The sequence below is a fragment of the Embleya sp. NPDC055664 genome (genome assembly GCF_053618075.1).
Window position 1 is genome coordinate 22,524 of sequence record NZ_JBSHGZ010000019.1, and the last position, 23,546, is coordinate 46,069.

A 23,546-nucleotide genomic window follows, 5' to 3' on the forward strand; every position below is an offset into this window, starting at 1 on the left:
TTGGTCGCGACCGGGGCGCGCTCGTTGCGTAGGACACCCGTTGGTACTGGGCTCTGGGGGTCGGGCCGCGGTTGCCGAGCACCTGGGTTGTTGGTCGGGTTGCGTGACCCGCGCGCATAGACCACGGCATGCCACCCGGTCCCCGGCATGCCGTGGACCGGGTGCGTGGGTCGGGTTTTGGGGGCAGCTGACTGGTTGTGCAGCATGCGTGTAATGATCTTGGAATTGGGTGGGCCCCGGCGCGGTTCATGTGCTGGTCAGAGGCCGGTTTTGGGAATGCGCTCACACCCGCTCCGGAGCCGTGTGCGCAGGTTCGAATCCTGCCAGGGGCACAAGCAGGTCAGAGTGTGCTAGTTGGACTTGACCAGCAGGAACGCCAAGACGAGACGCCCGGACTCAGTCCCACTGAGTCCGGGCGCTTCTCGTTGTGCTGCGCTGTCCGCGCCCATCCTGCGCCCAGCTTCCCGGGCTAGGTGGTCGGCTCCTCCAAGGCCCGCTCGATCGCCCGGTTCGCGGCCTCCTCCCCGCCGTCCATGCACCCCTGGTACCGCTTGTGGATAACCTCCACCGAGTTGCCCGCCCTGCGTGCCACCTCGGCGACGGGCACCCCGGCGTTCAGCCATCGGGTGATGGCTGCGGCCCGGAGGGCGTAGGGCTTCTCGGCGAGGATCGAGCGCACCCGAGCAGGAGGCAGGGCAAACTCCCGCGCTTCCTGCCAGACCCGCCAGTACGTGGAAGTCCCCACCAGTTCGCCCCGCTCGTTCCTGAACACGCGCCCATCCTTCGCGGTACCGAACTCCTCAAGGTGCGCTCGGAGGATGGCCGCCAGGACCGGGGGAATGGGCACCGGACGATCCGTCCCCGGCTCCCGGCCCTTCAAGCCGCGCTTGTCGTGCCGCGCCCCGCTGTCGGTCCACTGCTTGCCCGACACCGGACGCGTCTCCCAGAGCGTCAGGACGCCCCACCCCGACTCGGGAAGCTCGCAGTCGGCCACCTTCAGCCCCACCACCTCCGCCGGGCGCAGGGCTGCGAAGTACATGACGGCGAAGAACGCCACCAGGCGGCGCCCACGCATCCGATCCCACGAACCGACGTACGAGACGGCCGTCAGCAGCTGCTGAGCCTGCGTCGGATTCGGCAGCGTCCGGCGATCGATCGGGCGCATCGTCGTCTCCAACTTGGACCACCCACCGGCGAAGGGATCGCCCGTCAGTGCCCCGATCTCCCGGGCGTACGCCACGGCCCCTTGCAGGGCCCGCCGTCGCCGCTTGACCGTCTCGGCCCCGGCCGGGCCGCCGTCCAGCTTGTACGTCACCCGGTACCGGACCTCCCGAGCGACGGCGGGATCCTCCAGAGCCGAGACGGGCAGGGCGTTCTTCTCCAACCACTCCCACACCGGCAAGAGTTCGGCGGACAGGTCGTCAGGAGTGTGGTCCGGGATCACGATCCACCGCATGACCGCCCGGACGTCCAGAGGCGCCGGCCGCCCCGGTGCATCGGGCGACACCATCGCGATGGCGACGGCGGCCAACCCGTCCGCGATCCCCTCGCGGCTCTTGCCTGCGAGGGTCCGCCACCGCACCCCTGGATAGGCCCGGCTGAACGCGGGCCACAGGGCATCCCCCGGCAGGACCACCGGAGTTGGCGGCGCCGCCTCCCCCTCTTCGGCCTCCCGGGCGGCCTGGGCAGCCTGCGCGGCGCGGTACTCGGACTCGGGCGGGCCCGTGAGAACGTGGAACGCCTCACCGCGGCGCATCGCCTGCGACAGCTCCGACCGGCGGCTCTCCGCGAGAGGCAGCGTGGCGAACTGCTCGTTGGCCGGCCACCCCGCAACTCGCCAACGCAGGCGCCACGGCGCGGACTTGCCGGCAGACTTCGCGACCCGCCACAGACGGACGTTGAACGAAAACTCGTCAAAGGCGGGGGCAGGGCGCCAAGGACGGGCGCCCCTTCCCTCGGCCGCTTCGGCGGTCACGCGGCGGGCCCCTGCCGGACCCGGTACCCGGCGGGCCTTCTCCCGCAGCTCCAGCGCGCCGAGTAAGGGCGGTCAACTGCCGGACCAGCGAGCCCGGCGGCGAAACGACGACGCGCAACCGGCATAGCCGGCACGGGGCCGCCCTGGTCAGTACCCCTCGCGCACCTCGAAGACGCCGCTGTCCCAGTACACGGACGGCTCGTCGGTCTCGCTCGGCCAGTCGCTCTGCAGACGGCGGCGGCGGTGTCCGAGGGCCCCGACCCGGTGCGGGCTCAACCGCCCCGCCATCAGGTCGTCCGCCTCGGCGTCCGTGATCGGCAGCACGGTCCGGTACTGCGCGTCCCTCGACGCGACCCAGTCCACGTACTCGGTGAAGACGCTCACAAAAGCCTGCGAACACAGGCCGCAGCGGTGAACGGAGACGATGAAATGCGAGTCGTCCCGAATCATCCTCTCGACCCGGACCCCGGCCGGGCTCCCGTGGTGCGCCCGCGCCACCACCGCCTCCTCGGCACAACATGCCGCACACCCGAAACCCGCGGACTCCGTCGTGTCCCCCACCATGAACGCGCCCCCTTCGACCGTGGGCCACAGGCTACTAATCGAGTCGCGCGAGTTCCGGCGTAGTAGAGGGCCGCGAAGACGGGCCGCGGACGCCGGCCGCCGGCCGCCCGGCCCGCTTGTAGCCGGCGACGTACGGGACCGAGGTCAGCAGATCACGGGGCTGGACCGGCGAGGCAACCGAGTGCCGGTCCACGGACTTCGCGACCGGGATCTTGCTGGACCCCGTACAGCGGCCAGTTGGCCAGGGTGGGCGAGCAGGGCTCGTAGCCCAGTGCTTCCACGGGTCGGGTCCACGTGAGCATTCCGGGCCCGCTCTGGGCATCGTGGGACCGGTGCAACGCCGCGCGGCGGGCGACGTGGATCGGTTCGGCTTTGTCGCGCAGGTCGTCCAACGCATCGTGCCAGGTGGGTGGTTCGGCGCCGCTCGTTGGGTCGAGATACGCACCGACCCCTGGATCCCGGGCCGTTCGAGGGTCGGTCGCGTAGAGCGGCTCGTTGCACGCCGGGCTTAGGGGATGCGGGCGAGGGGTGTTGATGGTGGCTTGGGTTGTGTGTTGTTTGGGGTGAATGGCCGGGCGCGCGAAAGGGTGCCGGGGCTTGGGCCGTCGTGAGGATGGCCGCGGTCGTGTTGGGCGGGGGCTTGTTGGTGTTGGGCCGTGGATTCGTGGCCCTCGGGGTCGGCGAAGCGGCCGAGGTTGCTGTTGCGTTCGGGAGGCTCGGTTCTCCGGCTGAGGGTGGGGTGTTGCGGTTAGGTGGATTGGTGGGCGGGGATTTGGGGTTCGGGATTTTGGGGGGTGTGGTGGGGGGTGGTCGGGGGCTGGTCGGTGGGGGTGGATTTGCGGGCGTCGAGGGATTTGATGACGCGGCGGCCCACTTCGACCATGGGCTTTTCGAGGCGGTGGTGGAGGGCGTCGGCGGCGAAGAGTGCGACCAGGGTTACGGCGATGGCGAACAGGACCGTGCCGGGGCGGAGGTGGGGGGCCATGGCGACCACGGCGATCTCGGCGGGGCCCTGGATCAGATATAGGCCGTAGGAGCGTTCGCCGACGAATACCAGGGGGCGGAGGGACAGGGTCCATTTGCCGATGCCCGGGGCCAGCAGGGTGGGAAGGAAAATGGCCACCGCTACGCCGTAGAGGAGGACTACCGGGCGTTCGTCGTCGAAGTATTCGACGAGGTTTTTGAGGTTCAGGTGCAGGGTCACGAAGCCCGCGCCGACGATTGCGCCGACCACGGGGTGGGTGAGCGGGCTGAACAGGGCGAATCCGCGCGGCTGGTGCAGGATGAGGGCGAGCAGGGCACCGGTGAGCAGGACCGCGTAGTGGATGCCCATTCCGCGCCAGGTGTCCGAGTAGGGGACCAGGACCAGGCCGATCGCGATGATGGCGAGGGGAATCCGGAGGCGGCTGGAGACGAAGCTCACCAGGATGAGCGCGAGCGGCCATACCAGGTAGAACTTCTGCTCGATTCCGATCGTCCAGGAATAGAGGTACGGCACGTCCCCGGCCGGGAGGTGGTACTCGTTCATGAAGCCCAGGTAGTTCGGGAGGTGCTCTTTCAGCAGGGTCCACGAACGGCCGTTTTTGTAGGCTCCCACGACGACTACCGCAAGCACCACGTAGTAGAGCGGCATGATGCGGAAGATTCGGCGGATGTAGAAGTTCCGGAGGGATACCCGTCCGGTTCTGTCCCGCTCGCGCAGCATCAGCGTGGTGATCAGGAAGCCGGAGATGATGAAGAACGCGTGAACGCCGATCCAGCCGGACAGGAATTCGACCTTCCGACCGCCGAAGTGGAAGAAGATCACGATCACGGCGGCAAAGGCGCGCAGGCCGTCGAGCGCGTCGAACCTCCGCATCGCCAGGAATTCGCCGTGTGTCAGTTTCCGCATTCTGGAATCTCCGAGTGGGCGGCGGGAGTGCGCGGTCGTGGCGGCCGTGATATCCCTACACGGCCTGGTCCTGGTCGCGGGCGATCTCGCTCGGCCTGCGACGGATATCGAGTGAGCCGATGATCCGACGACCTGATGATCCGGTGTCGAACGGTCGATATGCGATATCCGCAACAGGAACTCGGGCAGCGGGCCGGGAAATGTGCGTCCACGCCGTTCCGTGAGTCGTGAGCCGTGATCATGTGCGTGCCGATCGGCGGATCGACCGGGGCTTGTGCGTACGGCAGTATCGCGGATCGTGTCGGCTCTTGACCAGCGGGGGTGGTCGACCGGCCATGGCCCGGCCGCGGGCCGACGGGCCGACCGTCGGCGGGCGACGACCGACCGGCTCGAACCCTGGCCGACCGGCTACGCGTCGTTCCCGGCCGACAGGTGGCGCAGGGCTGCCAGGAGGGCCGGGCGGTCCGGGGTGGTGGCGAAGAAGGTGGTGTCGGCGGCTTCCACCGCCTCGATGGCTTCGGCGGCCAGGCGGGCGCCCGCGTCGGTGATGTGCAGCAGTTTGGCGCGGGTGTCGGTCGGGTCGGTGGCCCGGACCAGGAGGGACTTGGCTTCCAGGCGGCGGAGGACCTGGGAGGCGGTCTTGACGTCCATGCCCGCGTGGTTGGCGAGGGCGAGCTGGTTGGGGCGTACGCCTTGGCCCTCCAGCCACCACAGGCTTGCCAGCAGCACGAATTGAGGGTGGGTCAGGTCGAGCGGGCCGAGCGTGGCCGCCATCGTGCGCTGCCAGCGGAGGGTGGTGTGCCAGAGCAGGAAGCCCGGACTGTCGTCGGGGGCAAGCGGCATGGTGGACCTCCGTGGGCGCGGGTGTGGGCGCGGGCGCGGTGCGGTGGGCTCGGATGGGGTGGGGGCGGAGGGATGGAGGGCGTTCGGGAACGAACAGACCACCGGACCACCGGCCGGACATCGCCCGGCCCGACCAAACCCGCGACCATCCGAACGGGTGGCCCGTTGGGCGTTCGGGCAATCGATCAGCTGATCGACCAGCTGATCGACAAGCCCGCCGACGGCACGTGCCGACCAACCAAGTGGACAGCTGTCCACCCAACTCACCACACCAGCCGACAAACCGAGCGGCCCGACGAACCGAGCGGCCCGTCGAGCCGTCGAGCCGTCGAGCCGTCGAGCCGTCGAGCCGTCGAGCCGTCGAGCCGTCGAGCCGTCGAGCGCAGATTATCTGCGCGGGGATAATCTTTACAAGGACTACCCGAGCCCCGGCCCACTCGCGCCCTCGGCCCGGCCCTACAGGCCCTCTCCCGTATACACTGCCTTGCCCTCCACGAATGTGGCCAGTACCCGTGCCTCGGCGATTTCGGTCGGCGAGGCCGCGTACGGGTCGCGGTCGAGGACCACCAGGTCGGCGAGTTTGCCGGCCTCGATCGTGCCGGTGTCGTGGTCGCGGTGGTTCACGTACGCCGTGCCGACCGTGTAGGCCGCCAGCGCCGCCGTCAGGTCGATGCGCTGTTCGGGCAGGAAGATCGTGTCCGACGGCTCGGCGAACGCGGGCAGCACTCGGTTGACCGCCGTGTGGATGCCCCACATCGGGTCGGGAGCGCTCACCGGCCAGTCGCTGCCGGCGGCGAGGGTCGCGCCGGAGCGCAGGAGGTCGCCGAAGGGGTATTGCCAGGCGGCTCGTTCGTCGCCCAGGAACGGGATGGTCAGCTCGTCCATCTGGGCCTCGTGGGCGGCCCACAGGGGCTGAAGGTTGGCGGACACACCCAGTGCGGCGAAGCGCGGGATGTCGTCGGGGTGGACCACCTGGAGGTGCGCGATGTGGTGCCGCCGGTCGCCGGGGCCGTTGGTGGCGAGCGCCTGGGCGAAGCCGTTCAGGGCCTCGCGCGCCGCCCGGTCGCCGACCGCGTGTACGTGCACCTGGAACCCGTGCGCGTCGAGGAGCGTGACGTGTTCGCGCAGTTCGGCCGGGTCGACGAAGCTCAGGCCGCTGTTGCCGGTGTGGCAGCCGCAACCGTCGAAGTACGGCTCGTTCAGCGCGGCGGTGAAGTTTTCCGCGACGCCGTCCTGCATGATCTTCACGCTCGTCGCGGTGAACCGGCCGACCGTCGAGGACGCGCGGAGCTCCAGCAGGCGCTCCAACTGCTCGGCACCGCGATCGCGTTCCCACCACAGCGCGCCCACGACGCGTGCGGTCAGCTGCCCGGAGCGGGCCGCCGTCAGATAGGCCTCCAGCGGATCCAGGCCCGGATGCGCGGAGCCGACCATCGCGTCCTGCCACGACGTCACGCCGACCGAGTGCATCCGTGCCTGGCCGGCGAGCAGCGCGCGCAGGCCGTCCGCCGCGTCCAGACCCGGTACCAGGTCGCCGACCAGGGCGGCGGCGCCCTCGTGCAGGGTGCCCTGCGGCGTCCCGTCCGGCTCGCGCTCGATCCGCCCGTCGGCCGGATCCGGGGTGTGCCGGTCGAGCCCGGCGAGTTCGAGCGCACGGGTGTTGACCCATGCGCCGTGGCCGTCGGCGTTGATCAGGAACGCCGGCCGATCCGATACGAGCGCGTCCAACTGTTGCCGACTCGGCGTGCCGCCGGTGAACGCCTCCATGTTCCACCCGCCGCCGGTGATCCACTCCTCGTCGGGCCGATCGGCCGCGTACGCCCGGATCAGCGCGAACGTCGCGTCGGCGTCCCGGGCTTCGGACAGATCGCAGCGGATCAGCGTCATCCCCGCGAGGGCGGGATGTACGTGCGCGTCCTGGAACCCCGGCACCAACGCCCGCCCCGCCAGGTCGATCACGTCGGTACGCGGCCCGATCAGGTCCCGCACGTCCGGATCATGGCCCACCGCCACGATCCGCCCATCCCGCACGGCGACCGCCGTGGCCCGGCGACGCACGGCATCGATCGTATGGACCGCACCACCTCGGAAAACGACATCGGCGAAGGCAGACATGTGGAACTCCCGGCGCTGTAACGGAGAAGGAGAGGAAGGAGGGGAAGGAGAGGATGGAGAGGCAGGAGGGGAAGGAAAGGAAGAAGCCAAGAGGCTCACGGGGACTAAGCGGGAGCCAGGCAGACGATTCGGAGGACGAAGGGCAGGCGCCCCCTCAACGCCCCGGCGTCCCCACCCCCGCGTAGTCCCACGGCCGAACCCGTTCCACCGCCGCCGCCACCCGGAACACCGTCGCGTCGTCGTAGAACCGCCCGACGATCTGCACCCCCGTCGGAACCCCGTTCGCCGCCCGTCCCGATGGCACGCTCAACACCGGGCACCGGCTCGCGATGTTGAACACCGTCGTGAGCGACGCCTCCAGGTAGTGCTCCAACTCGACGTCGTTGATCGTGACCTTGGTCGACGTGTAGTCGTCGTCCGCGAGGAACGCGGGAATGCCGGCCGTCGGGCACAGCAACACGTCGTATCGGTCCAGGAGTCCGCCGATCTCGGCCTGGATCGCCGCCTCGCGTTCCAGGCCCGAGAGCAGTCCGCGCCGGTCCGCCGCCGCGACCGTCTCCTCGGCGAACCTGAGGGTGTACGCGTTGAGTTGATCGCCGTAGTCGTTCGCGACCCCGCGCACCCACGAGCCGAAGATCGCGCCGAAGTGGATCATCGCGGTGTCCATCACGTCGCGTCGGCGGATGTCGACCGCCACCTCCTCGACGATCGCACCAGCCTCGCGCAACGCGTCCGCGACCGCGCGGGTGTTGGCCTCCACCTCGGGGTCGATCTGCCAGTCGCCCAGCCCGATCGACAGCGCCACCCGCAGCCCCGCGACGTCCTCCGGCACGGTCGGCAGGATCAGCTTGGGGCTGAGCGCGACGCCGTCGAGCGGATGCGGGCCCGCGATCACGTTCTGGAGCAGTACGCAGTCGCCGACCGTGCGGGTCATCGGGCCGTCGTGGCAGTACGTGTCGAGGTTGAACGGCGGCAGCGCCGGCACCCGCCCGTAGGGCGGCTTGTAGCCGACCGTGCCGGTGAACGAGGCGGGGATGCGGATCGATCCGCCGATGTCCGAACCGGTCGCGAGCGTCGTACTCCCGGCCGCCAGCGCCGCGCCCGCGCCGCCCGAGGAACCACCGGGCGAATAGTCCGGGTTCCACGGATTGCGGGTCACACCCCACAATTTCGAGCTGGTGAACGCCGCGCAGCTGAACTCCGGGGTCGTGGTGCGCGCGTGCACGATGCCGCCGGCCGCCATCACCCGCTCGACCACGGGGTGGGTCGTCTCGGCGATCTCGGTAGCGAAGGGCAGCGAGCCCTCGGCGGTGATCCGGCCGGCGATCGGCTGTTCCTCCTTGGTCGCCACCGCGAGCCCTTCCAACGGCCGTGGCGCGTCGCCCTTGCCGGCGTAGCGGGCCTCGGCCTCCCGGGCCGCGGACAGCGCTTCGTCGTACAGCCGCTCGGCGAGGCAATTGACGACGGGCTCGACCGCCTCCGCGCGCGCGATCACCGCGTTCATCAGTTCCACGGGCGACAGGGATCGGTCCCGGAAACGACGCAGGGCCTCGGTCGCGGGCAGGTAGGCGAGTTCATCGACGGCGTGATCGGACATGGGAAGTTCGCATCCTTTCGTTGTGTTTGCGTCGCGGCCGGGTGCACCGCGACGAGTTCGGCTCCGTCGACCGGGGATCACTCCCCCGACGAGCCCCCCGCTTCCCGCTCCAACGCCCGCCGATCCGCCGCGATCCGCGCCGGATCCCACCCCACCCGCGGCACCGAATCGAGCAGCAGCCGCGTGTACGCGTGCTGCGGATCCGTCAGCACATGGGCCGTCCGGCCCGCCTCCACCACTCGCCCGCCGCGCAGCACCACCACGTCCTCCGTGATGTGCCGGACGACCGCGAGGTCGTGGCTGACGAACAGGAAGCCGACTCCCGCGTCGCGCCGAATCCCGGCCAGGAGGTCGAGGATCTGCGCCTGGATGGACACGTCCAGCGCGGCGACCGCCTCGTCCAGGATCAACACCTTCGGCTCGGCGGCCAACGCCCTCGCGATCGCCACCCGTTGGCGCTGTCCACCCGACAGCGCCTTCGGCAGCGCCCCCGCCTCGCGCTCGCCCAGCCCCACCTGGTCCAGCAATTCGTCGACCCGCGCCGTCCGCTGATCCCGGGTCAGGTCGAAGTGCAGGCGCAGCACCTCGTCGATGCACTCGCGCACCACGATGCGCGGATCCAGGGACAGGTAGGGATCCTGGAACACCATCTGCATCTCCCGGGCGCGGGCGAGGCGTTCGGCCCGGTTGCGGGTACGCACGGCCCGCTCCCGACCCCCGATGCGGATGCTGCCCGAGTCGGGCGAGACGAGCCCCACGAGCATGCGCGCCGTCGTGGTCTTGCCGCATCCGGACTCGCCGACAATGCCCAGCGAGCCGCCGGGCGGGAGCGTGAACGACACCCCGTCCACGGCCCGATGCCCCCCGAACGCCTTGCACAGGTCGACGACTTCGAGCGTGCCATCGACGGAACCCTCGGAGCCCGTGGAACCCCCGGCACCCGTAGACCCCTTGGAGCCCCCCGAATCCCCGGCGCCCGCGACTCTCCCGCCCTTGCCCCCACCCTTCCGGGCCACCGAGCCGGTCACGTCACAATCCCCTCGTCGACCCGAAAACAAGCCGCGTACGCGTCGTCGGCCCGCACCAGCGCGGGCGGCTCGACCAGGCACTCCGGCCCCACTCGCGCACAGCGCGCCGCGAACGCGCACCCGATCGGCGCCTCGGCCAGCGACACCGGGCGTCCCGGAATCGGCTTCGGCGGCCCGGCGTCCGGGTCCAGGCGCGGCGTGGACGCGAGCAGGCCGGCCGTGTACGGATGCCTCGGTCGCGCGAACAACCCCGCCGCGGTCTGCGACTCCACGATCCGCCCCGCGTACATCACGTAGACCCGGTCGCACATCGCCGCGGCCAACTCCAGGTCGTGCGTCACGAACAACATGCCGGTCCCGCGCTCGGCCTGAAGCCGGGTCAGGATCCCGATCACCTCGGCCTGCGTGGTCACGTCGAGCGCGGTGGTCGGCTCGTCGGCCAGCAACAACGACGGCTCCCCGGCCAGCGCCGCGGCGATCACCACCCGCTGGAGCATGCCGCCGGAGAAGTGGTGCGGATAGCGGCGCATCGCGCCCTCGGGGTCGCGAATGCCCACCGCTTCGAGCAGTTCGACCGCACGCCGCGCGGCGACCGCCGGAGCGGTCCCGGCCGCGCGCAGCCCCTCGGTGAGAAAGTCGCCGACCCGGCGCATCGGGTTGACCGATGCCCTCGGATCCTGGAAGACCATCGCCACCTCGCGCGCCCGAAGCGAACGCAACTCGGCGCGACGCAAACCCAGTACGTCACGTCCACCCACACGCACCGCACCGCTCACCGAGGATCCCTCCGGCAGCAGCCCGAGCACCGAGCGGCACGCGACCGATTTGCCCGAGCCGGACTCGCCGACCAGGCCCACACTTTCGCCCTCGTCGACCCGCAGCGAGATGCCGTCCAGGATCGGTCGGGCGGCCCGTCCCTTGGGCAACCGCACGCTCAGCTCGTCGATTTCCAGAAATGCCATGGCCGGATCAGCGCTCCCGCTTCGCGACTCGGTCGGCGATGCCCTCGCCGACGATGCCGAATGCCACGACCGCGACGACGATGCACAGGCCCGGCGCGAACGACGGCAGCATGGCGTCCTGGAGCAGTGCGGCCTGACCCTCGTTGATCATCGATCCCCAGTCGGAGTCGGGTGGTTGCACGCCGAAGCCGAGGTAGGACAGCGCGGCCAGGTCCATCAGCGCGTAGCCGAAGTTGATCGCCGACTGGGCCAGCACGGTCGGGGTGATGTTGGGGATCAGGTGCCGCACGCAGATGGTCCATCCCGACCAGCCCTGGACGCGGTAGGACTCGATATACGGCCGCGCCTTCTCCTGCGCGGCGATCGAACGCACCAGGCGGCCGACGTACGGCGTGTACGCGACGCTCATCGCGATCACCGGCGCGGTCAGTCCGGACCCGAAGACGGCGACGAACAGGATGGCCACGAGCATGCCCGGGAATGCGAAGATCAGGTCCATCGAGCGGGACAACATCGCGTCGATCCACCCGCCGCGCCACGCGGCGGCGACGCCGAGCACGATGCCCAGGATCGTGGAGATGCCGACCACGAGCAGCGGGCCGAGCAGACCGGTGCGGGCGCCGTGGATGACGCGGGACAGGATGTCCCGGCCGGACTGGTCGGCGCCGAGCAGGTGATCGGACGACGAACCGGCGAGCGTGGCGGTCAGGTCCACGGCGTCGGGGTCGTAAGGCGCGATCAGCGGTGCGAACACCGCGATCAGCACGAGCAGTACGAGGATCACGGCCGCGCCGGCGAACAGCGGGCCCTGCCGCAGCGCGCGCAACACCCCGAAGCCGGGCCGCCGGGCGATCCCGCCGCCGGCGGCCTTTCGGTCGATGGGGATCGTACTCACGAGGCACCTCGCCCGGTCAGGGAAAGCCGCGGGTCCACCAGCGGCTGCAGCAGGTCCACCACGAGGTTGACCAGAACGAACGCGGCCACGGTCAGCAGCGTGATGGCCTGTACCACCGGGAAGTCCTTGACGTTCACGGACGACACCAACAGTCCGCCGACGCCCGGTACGGAGAACGCGGTCTCCACGATCGACGTGGTCACCAACAGGCCCGCGATCATGGTGCCGACGACCGTGACGATCGGGCCGAGCGCGTTGCGCAGCACGTGTCGGCGCACCACGTCGGTCTCCGCGACACCGCGGGCGCGGGCCACCTCGACGTGTTCCCGGGCGAGTTCGTCCAGCATCGAGGCCCGGGTCACCCGGGCCAGCAACCCGGACAGGGTGAACGCGAGCGCCACCGCGGGCAGGGTCAGGTGCTCGACGCGGCCCCCGAAGCCCTGGCCGCCGCCGAAGGTGGGGAACCAGCCGAGCTTGACCGAGAAGATCGAGACCAGCCCGATCGCGGCGACGAACGACGGTGTCGCGGTGGCCACTCCGGTGCCGATCAGCACGAACCTGTCCACGAATCCCGGGCGCAGCGCGGCCAGGATGCCCAGGAGCACGCCGGCGAGCACGATCAGCAGCGCCGCGTAGCCGATCAGGAACAACGTGGTGGGCAGCCGGGACGAGATCAACGCGCCGACGTCCTGCCGGAATTGCACCGAGCGGCCGAAGTCGCCGGTGCACACGTCGCCGAGCCACTGCGCGTACTGGGACAGGAACGGGTCGTCCAGGTGGTACTGGGCACGCACGGCCGCCCTGGCCTCCGGCGTCGCCGGGTGGCCCTTGAGCAGGAAGGTCACCGGATCCCCGGGGGCGAGGTGGATCGCGCTGAAGACCAGGAACGAGGTCGCGAGCAGCACCATCGCCAACCCGAGGAAACGGCCCAGGAAGTAACGCGCCATCAGCCCGCGGCCCCGACGGTCGCGGCCCACGGCCAGTAGAGCGCGGCGCTGCTGACCGTGGCGCCGGTGATCCGCTTGTTCATGTACAGGTTCGACGGCTGCTCGAAGAGCGGGATCGAGGCCAGGTCGCGCATCGCGATGTCCTGGAGCTTGCCGGTCAGGTCCGAGCGGGCGCCGGGGTCTGCGGTGGCCGCCGCCTGGTCGTAGAGCTTGTCGTACTCGGGGTTGGAGTAGTTGCCGTAGTTGGCGAACGCCCCCGTGACGAACGACTCGTAGAACTCCAGCGGGTCGGGGGTGTTCGTGTATCCGTTGGTCACCACGAGGTCGATGCCCTTGCGTGCCTCGGGGTCGGTGAACAGCGCGGTGTACGCGTCGGGGGTGACCGTCTTGAGCTCGATGTCCAGACCGATCGACTTGCCGGCGGCCTGGATCGCGGTGGACGAGACGGAGATCTCGGGGGCGAGCACGCTGGTGGCCAGCACGATCTTCTTGTTCGCGCCGCCCGCCTCGGCGACCAGCTTCTTGGCCGCGGCGAGGTCCTGCTTGACCGGCGGCAGGGTGGCGTAATAGCCCTGTGCCCGGTCGGGGGCCAGGCCCCAGGCGGTGATCGGGAGCAGGCTCTTGGCCTCGTTGGCGTAGCCGCTGGCCGCGGCCTTGATCAGGCCGGGCCGGTCGATCGCCATGGACAGCGCCTGACGCATCCTCAGGTCACCCATCGGGCCCTGCATGTTCGTGACGCCCAGCAGGTAGGCGCCGGTGCCCGGGCCGAAGTACATCTTGCCCTGGGGGGAGTTCAGCAGGCGGCCGTAGGCGTTGGACGGCACGGTGTAGCCGCCGTCGACCGAGCCGGACAGCAGCGCGTTCACGCGCGCGGCCGGGTCCTGGATGAAGACGAACTTGAACTGGTCGTTCTTCGGGGCCAGTTTCGGATCCCAGTAGTTCGGGTTCTTCTTGAGCACGATCGAGTCGCCGGCGGTCCACTTGTCCAGCGAGTAGGGGCCGGTGCAGTTCACCCCGCCCTGCGGATTGCCGTAGTCCTTCCCGGCCTTGGCGATCGAGGCGGCGCTCTCCACCGTGCCGGGCGAGGCGGCGAGCAGCGAATTGAGCAGCGCGTCCGGCTTGTTCAGCCTGATGGTCACCTGGAGCGGGCCGGTGGCGTCGATCGAGGCGACGTTGCGGAACGCGGTACCCCACGCGGAGGCGAGTTCGGGGTCCATGTGCCGCTTGAGACTGGCCACCGCGTCGGCGGAGGTCATCGGCGTGCCGTCGTGGAAGGTGACCCCGGGCCGCAGTTCGTAGACCCAGGTGAGGGGGTCCGGGTTGGTGTACGAAGCGGCCAGTCCCGGCTCGATCTTCATGTCCGGCGTGGTGCGCAGGAACTGCTCGCACACGTTGGCCAGCACCGTATTGATCGGGAAGTCCCAGGCGTAGAGGTAGTCGAGCGTCTGCGGCTCGGCGTACAGCGACCAGGTGACCGAGGGGATGTTGCCCTTGGCCGCGGGGGTGTCCGGGCTGATCTTGAACCCGCCGGCCGGCTTGGCCGAGTCATTGGAACCACCGGAGCACCCGGCCACGGCGGCGGCCATGACGGCAACCGCCGCGACGGATCGGAGCATGCGCAAGGGAACCCACCTCTTCCAGGGGGTAGCGGGGACGCTGGGGTCGTCAGGAGTATTGATGCGGGAACGTTCCCGCACAAGGGTTTGCGGGAACGGTTTTCTGAAGGTCGCAGCGGGGTGCGCGGACGTGACGCAGGGCTGCCCAGCCGGCAGCATGTGGCGACATGACCACTTCACCGCGAAGCGGCGGCAAACGACCTGCGCCCGTACCCCGGGTCCGCCTCGTCGACGTCGCCCGCGAGGCGGGGCTGTCCAAGACCACCGTCTCGGCCGCCCTGAACGGCACCGGCCGGCTGTCCGACGCGGTCCGCCTGCACGCCCAGGAGACCGCGCGCCGGCTCGGCTACCGCCCCAACGCCACCGCGCGGCTGTTGCGCGCGGGACACGCCCGGCTGATCGGTTACGCGGTACGCGAGTACGTGGAAACCCCGTGGTCGTACATGGAGTCGCCCTACTTCGCCCAACTCACCAGCGCCACCGCGCAGGCCGCGCTCGCCCACGGCTACGCGCTGGTCCTGCTGCCCACCCAGTCGGCCCGCGACGAGTGGGCGGATCTGCCGCTCGACGCCGCCGTACTGGCCGATCCGCTCGCCGACGACCCGCTGGTGGAGGACTTCCTGGCGGCGCACATCCCGGTCGTCTCGGACCGACGCGTGCAGGGCAAGCCGGGGGCGCACTGGGTGGACATCGACCACGAAATCGCGGTGCGGGGCGTGCTCGATCACCTGGCGGCGGGCGGCGCGCGACGGATCGGCGTGATCGGCGCGGGGACCACGTCGCTGTTCTACGAGTTGGCGCTGACGACGTATCACGAATGGTGCGCGGCACGAGGGTTCGCCCCGCTCGTGGAACTGAGCGAACGTCCCGGGAGCCGGGCCACCCGCGCCGCGATCGACGTCATGCTGGCCCGATCCGACCGCCCCGACGCGCTGTTCGTACTCACCGAGGCCAACCCGCCGCTGATCCTGGAGACGATCCGCGCCCACGGCCTGAGCACCCCGGACGACCTGCTGATCGTCTGCGTCAGCGACGACCCGACGGCCGCCCAGACCGACCCACCGATCACCACTCTGAGCCTGCGTCCCGTCGAAATCGCCACCGCGGGCATGGAGTTGCTGATCAAGGCACTGGAATCCGGCGACCAGTCCCCCACGGGCCGAACCATCGAAACCCGCCTGGAGATACGCGGAACGTCACGCCGGAGCGGCGGTCACGACTGATCCGTGGTCGACCACGCACGGCGTGGTCCTCGGCCGCCGGGCCCGGAACACGCGGATGGGCGTGGTTCGATGTCTCCCGAACGCCGCTCGCGCCCTCGCTCGTTCATTCGTCGTCCCGGAGGAAATGCCGTGATCGAGTCGACTTCGACTGCCGGCGCCATCGTGCCCGCCGCCGTGCAGGGGTTCAGTCCACGCACCGGAAAGCCGATCGGCGCGCCCGTACCGGCGAGTTCCGAGGCCGAGGTGGATCGCGTCGTCGCGGCGGCCCGGGGGGTGTTGCCCGGGTGGGCGGCGCGGGCGGGAGCGGAGCGGGCCTCGGTGTTGGAGGCCGTTGCCGATGCACTGGATGCGGCGCGCGAGGAGTTGGTGGCGATCGCCGACGGGGAGACCGCGTTGGGTGTGGTCCGACTGGGCGGGGAGGTCGGGCGTACCTCGGGCCAACTGCGCATGTTCGCCGGGCTGCTCCGGGCCGGCGCGCACGTGGGCGCGGTGCTCAGCCCGGCCGATCCGGCGCTCGGCCGGCCCGACGTGCGCCGCATGTTGCATCCGATCGGCGTGGTCGCGGTGTTCGCCGCGAGCAACTTCCCGTTCGCGTTCTCCGTGGTCGGCGGCGACACCGCGTCCGCGTGGGCGGCGGGGTGTCCGGTCGTGGTCAAGGTGCACGAGGCGCACCCGGCGACCTCGATCGCGGTGGCCCGGGTGGTCCGCGCCGCGCTGACCGCCGCCGGTGCCGCCGAGGACCTGCTCGGCCTGGTCGTCGGCCCCGCCTCCGGCGCTCCACTGGTCACCCACCCCGACATCGCGGCCGTCGGCTTCACCGGCTCGCTCGCGGGCGGCCGGGCCCTGTTCGACCTGGCCGCCGGCCGGCCCGACCCGATCCCGTTCTTCGGCGAACTCGGCAGCGTCAACCCGGTCGTGGTACTGCCCGGCGCGGCAGCCGAGCGGGCCGACGAGCTGGCCCGGGGCTACGTCGGCTCGCTCACTCTGGGCACCGGCCAGTTCTGTACCAATCCCGGCCTGCTGTTCGTCCCCGAGACCGGCGGCCTCCCCGACGCCATCGCCGCGCACACCCGCACCGCTACCGGCGGCCCGATGTTGTCCGAGCGCATTCGGGACGCGTACGAGCGGAGCGCGGCGGCGCACACCGGGCGCGAACCGGCGAGGGGCACCGCCGGCGAAGGCGCCTGGGCGGTCGCCCCCGTGGTCCGGCACGCCGACCTCGCCGAGTTCGTCGCGCACGCCGCCGCGCTGACCGAGGAGACCTTCGGCCCGGCCGGCCTGGTCGTCACCTACCCCGACCCGGACGCCCTCCTCGCCGCCCTCGCCGTACTCCCGGGCAGCCTCACCGGCTCGGTCCACGCCGTCGAGGCCGACCACCCGCTCGCCGCCCGGGTCGCCGCCGTCCTGCGCCCGCGCGTCGGCCGGCTCGTCCACAACGGCTGGCCCACGGGCGTCGCGGTGTGCTGGGCCATGCACCACGGCGGCCCCTGGCCCGCCACCACCGCCCCCGGCCACACCTCCGTCGGCGGCACCGCACTGCAGCGCTGGCTCGTCCCGACCGCCTACCAGGACTGGCCCGACGCCCTCCTGCCCCCGGAACTGCGCGACGCCAACCCGCTGGGCGTACCCCGCGAAATCCAACCCTGACCCGTCGACGACCCCGACCCGACCACTTGTCCACAGACCGCACTCGGCTGTCGCCACAAGCTCTTAGACTGCTCGGATGACAGCGCTCGACGACGGTCCCCAGATCAGCGAAGCGCTGCAGGTTCTGCATCGCGTCTTCGGCTACGACTCCTTTCGCGGCAGCCAGCAGGAGATCATCGAGCATGTGATCGGCGGCGGCGACGCCCTCGTGCTCATGCCCACCGGTGGCGGCAAGTCGCTCTGCTACCAGATCCCCGCCCTGGTCCGCAAAGGCGTCGGGGTGGTGATCTCCCCGCTGATCGCGCTCATGCAGGACCAGGTCGACGCGCTGACCGCGCTCGGCGTGCGGGCCGGATTCCTCAACTCGACGCAGAACCCCGACGAGCGGCGCATGGTCGAGGCGGAGTTCCTGGCCGGCGAGCTGGACCTGCTCTACCTCGCGCCCGAGCGGCTGAAGGTCGACGCCACGCTGCGGCTTCTGGACCGGGGCATCGTCTCGCTGTTCGCGATCGACGAGGCACACTGCGTGGCGCAGTGGGGCCACGACTTCCGGCCCGACTACCTCACCCTGTCCCAGTTGCACGAGCGCTGGCCCGACGTGCCGCGCGTGGCGCTCACCGCGACGGCGACCGAGGCCACCCACGCCGAGATCGCCTCTCGGCTGAATCTGCAGCAGGCCAGGCACTTCGTGGCCAGCTTCGACCGGCCCAACATCCAGTACCGGATCGCCCACAAGGACAAGCCGCAAAAGCAGCTGCTCGACCTGCTCCGGGCCGAACACCCGGGCGATGCCGGCATCGTCTACTGCCTGTCCCGGGCCTCGGTGGAGAAGACCGCCGGGTTCCTCGTCGACAACGGCATCGATGCGCTGCCGTACCACGCGGGCCTGGACTCGCGGGTGCGCGCCGCCAACCAGGCCCGCTTCCTGCGCGAGGACGGCATGGTGATGGTGGCGACCATCGCCTTCGGCATGGGTATCGACAAGCCCGACGTGCGCTTCGTCGCACACCTGGACCTGCCCAAGTCGGTCGAGGGCTACTACCAGGAGACCGGCCGCGCGGGGCGTGACGGGCTGCCGTCCACCGCGTGGCTGGCCTACGGCCTGCAGGACGTCGTACAGCAGCGCAAGATGATCGAGGGCTCGGAGGGCGACGCGGCCCACCGCCGCCGACTCGGCACCCACCTGGACGCGATGTTGGCGCTGTGCGAGACGGTCGAGTGCCGCCGGGTGCGCCTGCTCGCCTACTTCGGCCAGCAGAGCACCGCGTGCGGCAACTGCGACACCTGCCTGTCCCCGCCTGCCGCGTGGGACGGCACGATCGCGGCGCAGAAGGTGTTGTCGACGGTGTGGCGGCTCAAGAACGAGCGGCGCGGGCAGAAGTTCGGCGCGGGCCAGATCGTCGACATCCTGCTCGGCGCGAAGACCGCCAAGGTGATCCAGTTCGACCACGACACGCTGCGCGTGTTCGGCATCGGTACCGAGCTGAGCCGGACCGAATGGATGAGTGTGGTGCGGCAGTTGCTCGCGATGAAGCTGCTCGCCGTGGAGCCGTCGTACAACGCCCTCGTGCTCACCGAGGGCAGCGACGAGGTGCTGGGCCGCAAGCGCGAGGTGATGTTGCGGCGCGAGCCCGAGCGGCCGGCGCGCGCGGCGAAAGCGGCGAAGGCGGCCAAGACCGCCAAGGGCAAGGCGGCGCCGGTCGAGATGCCGGCGGCGGCCGCGCCGATCTTCGAGGCGCTGCGGGCATGGCGGGGGGCGACCGCGAAGGAGCAGGGTGTCCCGGCCTACGTGATCTTCCACGACGCGACCCTGCGCGAGATCGCCACGGCCCTGCCGACCACGCTCGCCGAGTTGGGCACGATCAGCGGGATCGGCGAGAACAAGCTGGCCAAGTACGGGCAGCCGATCCTGGACACGCTGGCCGGCACGGCCCCGACCGGCGCGGCCCCGGTGGCTGCGCCCACAGTGCCCGCACAACCGACGAAGCCGGCGCGGCCGACGGCCGAGCTCACCCGCGAGCCCGTGTCCGAACTCATCCGCGAGCCCCTCCCGGACTACCAGCCGGACTATCAGGCCGACTACCCGCCCGACTACGAGCCGGACTTCGAGCCCGCCCCGGAATACGACCCGGACTTCGACCCGGATCCCGACTACCGGGGCTGACGTACCGAGCCGAGGGCCGGGCCGCGGGGACCACGCCGTACCGAGCCGAGGGCCGGGCCGCGGGGGACCTCCGCGGCCCGGCCCGAATGCCTCGCCATCCGAAAAACCCACGCCCGCGTCCACAACCACAGGCCCACCCCGAAAACGAAACGACCGGCCCCGGGGAATCCACCCCGGAACCGGTCGCCTCGAAAGCGTGTCGGTCAGCCCTTGTCCGCCGCGCCGCCTTCCGGCGTCTCGTCGAGCTCGGCCAGCTCCGCCATGAAGCGCTCGATCACGTCACTGTCGGCCACCAGCGTGCCGACCGGCTCGCCGAGGACCTTGCTCGCCAGCTCGGTCGCGATCAGGCCCAGCTCCGCGTGCAGCGACGCGGTCGCGAGCGTGACGTCGCCGTTCAGCTTCTCGTGGCCGGTGGTCACCAGCTCCTCACGAATGCGCTGCCCCTCGGCACGCGCCTCCGCGATCAGCCTGGCCCCCTCCTCGGCCGCCTGCTGCCGAACCAGCGCGGTCTCGCGCCGGGTCTCGGCCATCTGCGCCCGCAGCTCGGCCAGCGCGGCCTCGCTCTCGGCCTGGATGTCGGTCGCCCGGTCGAAGCCGCCTTCGAGCGCGTCGTGCCGTTCGGCGAGCGTCTTCCCGATCCGCGGCAGCAGGACCTTCGCGAAGACCGCGAAGACCAGTCCGAAAACGATGACTCCGAAGATCAGTTCGCCGAGATCCGGCTTGAGAGGTCCCATGGTCCGAAATCCTCGAACACGACGGACCACAAATCAAGTCACGCCCACATCGCTGATCACCCAACGTGACGCGGCGACTCCGATCCGCACCCCGCAAGGTCGCCCGAGCCGCCCGACTCACCGCTCACGACCGCCCCACCGGGAAGTCGATCAGCACGATCGGCTCACCTGAAGGTTGCGCCGAGCCGCCCGCCGGCTCCACCGTCACCCCGACCCCCGACGCCCGATCCAACCCCGACGCCAGCAGCGCCGTCCCCGGCCGGATCAGCCCGATCGACCGCATGTGGCCGTGGTCGTTGTACCACCCCTGGTACACCCGCGCGTCCGGCAGCGCCGGCAGCCCCGAGGTCAGCACCACGGTCCGGTCCAGCGCGGGCGAGGCGATCACCCGCACCGTCCCGCCGCCACCGGCCGGCGCCGACCCCCCGACCGCGTCCGGCGCGGTGATCACCGCCTCGATCGCCGCGCCTCGCGCCCGCTGCTCGGCCACGGCCCGTTCGGCGTCCCGCGCGTCCCGGTACTGATCGATCGCCACCCCGCCCAGCGCGCCGATCGCCGCCAGGCAGGCCGCCAGAACCACAACCACCACCCGCCGGGTCCGGCGCGGCTCCACCGGGGTGGGCGAGGGCCGATCGGGCAGCTCCGGCGGCAGCTGACGCACGGTCGCGATCTCGTCCATCACCCGCCGCTTCAGCTCCGGGCTCGGCGTCTCGGCGACCGCGACGGCCAGTCGTGCCGAGGTCTCCCGGAACTCGCGCACCTCCCGAGCGCACGCCGGACACTCGACCAAGTGGCTCTCGAACTCCCGCCGTTCGTCCTCGTCGAGGGCGTGCAGGGCATACGCACCCGTCATCGTGTGCAGGTCGGCGGAGGTCATGCGCCCACTCCCAGGCAGTCGCGGAGGCGGATCAGACCGTCCCGCAGGCGGGTCTTGATCGTGCCCAGCGGTACGTCGAGCAGGCCGGCCACCTCACGGTGGGTACAGCCCCGGTAGTAGGCCAGGGTCACGGACTGGCGCTGCAACTCGGTGAGCGTGCGCAGGCAGCGCCGTACCTGCTCGCGTTCCAGCCGCGCCTCGACCTCTTCGATCACCTCGTCGTACTCCGGCGTGTGCTCGCGAAGCGCGGTGCGGTGCTCCCGATCGGTGGCCGCCTGGGCCGAGCGCACCCGGTCGACGGCGCGACGGTGCGCCATCGTCAGGATCCAGGTCATCGCGCTGCCCCGATCGGGGCGAAAACGCGCGGCGCCGCGCCAGACGTCGAGCAGTACCTCCTGTGCCACCTCCTCCGACTGCGCGGGATCGCGGACCACCCGCCGGGCGACGCCGAGCACCGCGCCGATCACCGCGTCGTAGACGAACGAGAACGCCTCCTGGTCACCCTGTGCGACGAGGGCGAGCCGGTCCTCCAGCGTGGGCCCGCGCCCACCCGGCGCGGCGATGTGTACGACGGTCCTCACCCGGCCTCACCCTCCTGACCGAGCCCGTCTCGGCGGCGGTGCCCGTGCCGATCGTCCATGTCCCACTCCCACTCGCGCCGACCCCGAGGCGGACACCCGCGCCGGGCGTCCGGGCCCCGCCCGGCCTCGTCACCGCACACGGCCATCCGAGCCATATTCGGCGCCGCGGACCGCCCGGATTGGTCCCCGCACTCATCGATTTCCGGGCCGGATCGCCGCCCCGACCCGTTCGAGTGAACGACCAATCCGAATGGCCGACGGCGGCGAATGGCCCCACGTGAAGGCAACCGAAACCCGCCGATGGCTCCGGGCCGGAGCAGGCGCGCTCGGCGGACTGCTGTCCGCCGGCGTCGCGTTGGCCGTCGCCGAGTTCGCGGCGGCGTTCGTTCGCCCCGAGGCGGGCCCCCTCCCGGCCGTCGGCGGAGCGGTGATCGACCGCACTCCGCCGGCGGTCAAGGACTGGGCCGTCCGTCACTTCGGCACCGACGACAAACTCGTCCTGCAGACGGGGATCCTGGTGGTCCTCGGGCTGATCGCGATGGGCCTGGGCGTCCTGTCGCTGCGGCTGCGCCGCACGGCGATGGTCGCAGTGTTCGCGTTCGGCCTGGTCGGCGCATACGCGGCGATACATCGCGCCGGCGCCGGCCTCGTCGACACGGTGCCCTCCCTGCTGGGCGGCGTGCTCGGCGCCGCCGCGCTGTGGTGGTCGACCGAGCCGGTGGTGCGCGTGCGCGCGGAGGATCGCGCATTCGACCGCCGGGCGTTCCTGATCACCGCCGGCGCGCTGGCCCTGGGCTCGGCGGTGGCCGGCACCACCGGTCGCATCGTCACCGACGGCAGGCGCGCCTCGATCGCCGCCTTCCGCAACCGGATCCGGCTGCCCGCCGCGGCGGAGCCGGCCGCACCGCTCCCGCCTGGCACCGACCTGCGCCTGCCCGGACTGTCCGCCTTCACCACCCCCAACGCCGACTTCTACCGCGTGGACACCGCCTTGGTGGTCCCCCGCGTGGACATCGAGAACTGGTCGTTGCGGATCCACGGCAAGGGTGTCCGCACCCCGCTGCGCTACTCCTACGACGACCTGCTGCGCCGCCCGCTGATCGAGCGCGACCTCACCCTGACATGTGTGTCGAACGAGGTCGGCGGGCCGTACACGGGCACCGCCCGCTGGCTCGGGGTACGCCTCGCCGACCTCTTGCGCGAGGCCGGCGTGCGTCCCCCGAGCCGGGGCGGGCCCGCCGACCAACTGCTCTCCCGGTCCGTCGACGGGATGACCATCGGCACCCCGGTCGAGGTGGCCATGGACGGGCGCGACGCGCTGCTCGCGATCGGCATGAACGGCGAACCGCTGCCCTTCGAACACGGCTATCCGGTCCGGATGGTGGTACCCGGACTGTACGGCTACGTCTCCGCGTGCAAATGGCTCGTCGACCTCGAACTGACCACGTTCGCCGACTACGACGCCTACTGGGTCGAGCGCACCTGGGCCCGGGAGGCGCCGATCAAGACCCAGTCGCGGATCGACACGCCCAAACCGTTCGCCCGCCTGCGGGTCGGCGTTCCGGTACCGATCGCCGGCGTCGCGTGGGCTCAGCACCGGGGCGTGGCCGCGGTCGAGGTGAGCGTGGACGGCGGGCCGTGGCAGCCGGCCCGGTCCGCCGCGGTGCCCGGGCCCGACACCTGGCGGCAGTGGGTGTGGGAGTGGACGCCGACCCGAATCGGCGCACACCGGATCGAGGTCCGCGCCACCGACGCCACCGGCGCGGTGCAGACCGACAAGCGGGTCGGCACGGTGCCCGACGGTGCCACCGGACGACATTCGGTGGTGGTCACCGTCGCCTGACCACCCATCACCCCCTCGCCGCCTGTCGGCTCCCCCGATCCCGT

At 71.0% G+C, this 23,546-nt stretch carries 18 protein-coding genes; 4 read left to right on the forward strand and 14 right to left on the reverse strand.

Features of this window, described 5'->3' with window-relative positions; translation table 11 throughout:
- Positions 1–469: 469 nt before the first annotated feature.
- From ACWGR4_RS27175 to ACWGR4_RS27225, 11 genes are all read right to left on the reverse strand, one after another.
- The gene (locus tag ACWGR4_RS27175; protein ID WP_452130052.1) at positions 470–1,756 is read right to left on the reverse strand and encodes a tyrosine-type recombinase/integrase; all 1,287 of its coding nucleotides are present in this window, start codon (positions 1,754–1,756) and stop codon (positions 470–472) included.
- 366 nt (positions 1,757–2,122) lie between these two features.
- On the reverse strand, positions 2,123–2,359 hold the full coding sequence (locus tag ACWGR4_RS27180; RefSeq protein WP_452130053.1) for a hypothetical protein: 237 nt from the start codon (positions 2,357–2,359) through the stop codon (positions 2,123–2,125).
- Between the two features lie 928 nt (positions 2,360–3,287).
- A complete protein-coding gene (locus ACWGR4_RS27185; RefSeq protein ID WP_379994920.1) occupies positions 3,288–4,430 on the reverse strand; it encodes an acyltransferase family protein in 1,143 nt (380 codons plus the stop codon).
- 408 nt (positions 4,431–4,838) lie between these two features.
- On the reverse strand, positions 4,839–5,273 hold the full coding sequence (locus ACWGR4_RS27190; protein ID WP_379994918.1) for a MarR family winged helix-turn-helix transcriptional regulator: 435 nt from the start codon (positions 5,271–5,273) through the stop codon (positions 4,839–4,841).
- A 456-nt stretch (positions 5,274–5,729) separates the two neighbouring features.
- On the reverse strand, positions 5,730–7,388 hold the full coding sequence (locus ACWGR4_RS27195; protein WP_452130054.1) for an amidohydrolase: 1,659 nt from the start codon (positions 7,386–7,388) through the stop codon (positions 5,730–5,732).
- A 154-nt stretch (positions 7,389–7,542) separates the two neighbouring features.
- Positions 7,543–8,985, reverse strand: a complete 1,443-nt coding sequence (locus ACWGR4_RS27200) for an amidase (RefSeq protein ID WP_452130055.1) — start codon at positions 8,983–8,985, stop codon at positions 7,543–7,545.
- A gap of 77 nt (positions 8,986–9,062) precedes the next feature.
- Positions 9,063–9,866 carry an ABC transporter ATP-binding protein gene (locus tag ACWGR4_RS27205; protein ID WP_379997244.1) on the reverse strand — a complete coding sequence of 268 codons (804 nt, stop codon included), beginning with the start codon at positions 9,864–9,866 and terminating at the stop codon, positions 9,063–9,065.
- A 143-nt stretch (positions 9,867–10,009) separates the two neighbouring features.
- Positions 10,010–10,975 carry an ABC transporter ATP-binding protein gene (locus ACWGR4_RS27210; protein WP_452130056.1) on the reverse strand — a complete coding sequence of 322 codons (966 nt, stop codon included), beginning with the start codon at positions 10,973–10,975 and terminating at the stop codon, positions 10,010–10,012.
- Positions 10,976–10,982: 7 nt separating this feature from the next.
- On the reverse strand, positions 10,983–11,870 hold the full coding sequence (locus ACWGR4_RS27215) for an ABC transporter permease (protein ID WP_379994909.1): 888 nt from the start codon (positions 11,868–11,870) through the stop codon (positions 10,983–10,985).
- Complete coding sequence (locus tag ACWGR4_RS27220) at positions 11,867–12,817, reverse strand: ABC transporter permease (RefSeq protein WP_379994907.1); 951 nt, start codon at positions 12,815–12,817, stop codon at positions 11,867–11,869. Before ACWGR4_RS27220 ends, ACWGR4_RS27215 begins: the two co-directional genes overlap by 4 nt.
- Positions 12,817–14,433 carry an ABC transporter substrate-binding protein gene (locus ACWGR4_RS27225; RefSeq protein ID WP_452130079.1) on the reverse strand — a complete coding sequence of 539 codons (1,617 nt, stop codon included), beginning with the start codon at positions 14,431–14,433 and terminating at the stop codon, positions 12,817–12,819. The genes ACWGR4_RS27220 and ACWGR4_RS27225 overlap by 1 nt, the downstream gene beginning before the upstream one ends.
- A gap of 167 nt (positions 14,434–14,600) precedes the next feature.
- Here ACWGR4_RS27225 and ACWGR4_RS27230 point away from each other — a divergent pair, with 167 nt between their 5' ends.
- The 3 genes from ACWGR4_RS27230 to recQ all read left to right on the forward strand — a co-directional run bounded on the left by ACWGR4_RS27230 (position 14,601) and on the right by recQ (position 19,467).
- Entirely contained in the window at positions 14,601–15,656 is a 1,056-nt protein-coding gene (locus ACWGR4_RS27230; RefSeq protein WP_452130057.1) for a LacI family DNA-binding transcriptional regulator, read from the forward strand.
- A gap of 129 nt (positions 15,657–15,785) precedes the next feature.
- Positions 15,786–17,303, forward strand: a complete 1,518-nt coding sequence (locus ACWGR4_RS27235; RefSeq protein WP_452130058.1) for an aldehyde dehydrogenase (NADP(+)) — start codon at positions 15,786–15,788, stop codon at positions 17,301–17,303.
- 76 nt (positions 17,304–17,379) lie between these two features.
- Positions 17,380–19,467 (forward strand): DNA helicase RecQ, encoded by a 2,088-nt coding sequence (gene recQ / locus ACWGR4_RS27240; RefSeq protein ID WP_452130059.1) that lies wholly within the window; start codon positions 17,380–17,382, stop codon positions 19,465–19,467.
- Between the two features lie 203 nt (positions 19,468–19,670).
- Here recQ and ACWGR4_RS27245 read toward each other — a convergent pair whose 3' ends face one another.
- The 3 genes from ACWGR4_RS27245 to ACWGR4_RS27255 form a co-directional block, all read right to left on the reverse strand.
- Positions 19,671–20,201 carry a F0F1 ATP synthase subunit B family protein gene (locus ACWGR4_RS27245; protein ID WP_379994896.1) on the reverse strand — a complete coding sequence of 177 codons (531 nt, stop codon included), beginning with the start codon at positions 20,199–20,201 and terminating at the stop codon, positions 19,671–19,673.
- A 124-nt stretch (positions 20,202–20,325) separates the two neighbouring features.
- Positions 20,326–21,078 (reverse strand): anti-sigma factor, encoded by a 753-nt coding sequence (locus ACWGR4_RS27250; RefSeq protein ID WP_452130060.1) that lies wholly within the window; start codon positions 21,076–21,078, stop codon positions 20,326–20,328.
- The gene (locus ACWGR4_RS27255; protein ID WP_379994892.1) at positions 21,075–21,659 is read right to left on the reverse strand and encodes a sigma-70 family RNA polymerase sigma factor; all 585 of its coding nucleotides are present in this window, start codon (positions 21,657–21,659) and stop codon (positions 21,075–21,077) included. The genes ACWGR4_RS27250 and ACWGR4_RS27255 overlap by 4 nt, the downstream gene beginning before the upstream one ends.
- Positions 21,660–21,909: 250 nt before the next feature.
- Here ACWGR4_RS27255 and ACWGR4_RS27260 point away from each other — a divergent pair, with 250 nt between their 5' ends.
- Positions 21,910–23,502, forward strand: a complete 1,593-nt coding sequence (locus tag ACWGR4_RS27260) for a molybdopterin-dependent oxidoreductase (RefSeq protein WP_452130061.1) — start codon at positions 21,910–21,912, stop codon at positions 23,500–23,502.
- Positions 23,503–23,546 lie beyond the last annotated feature (44 nt).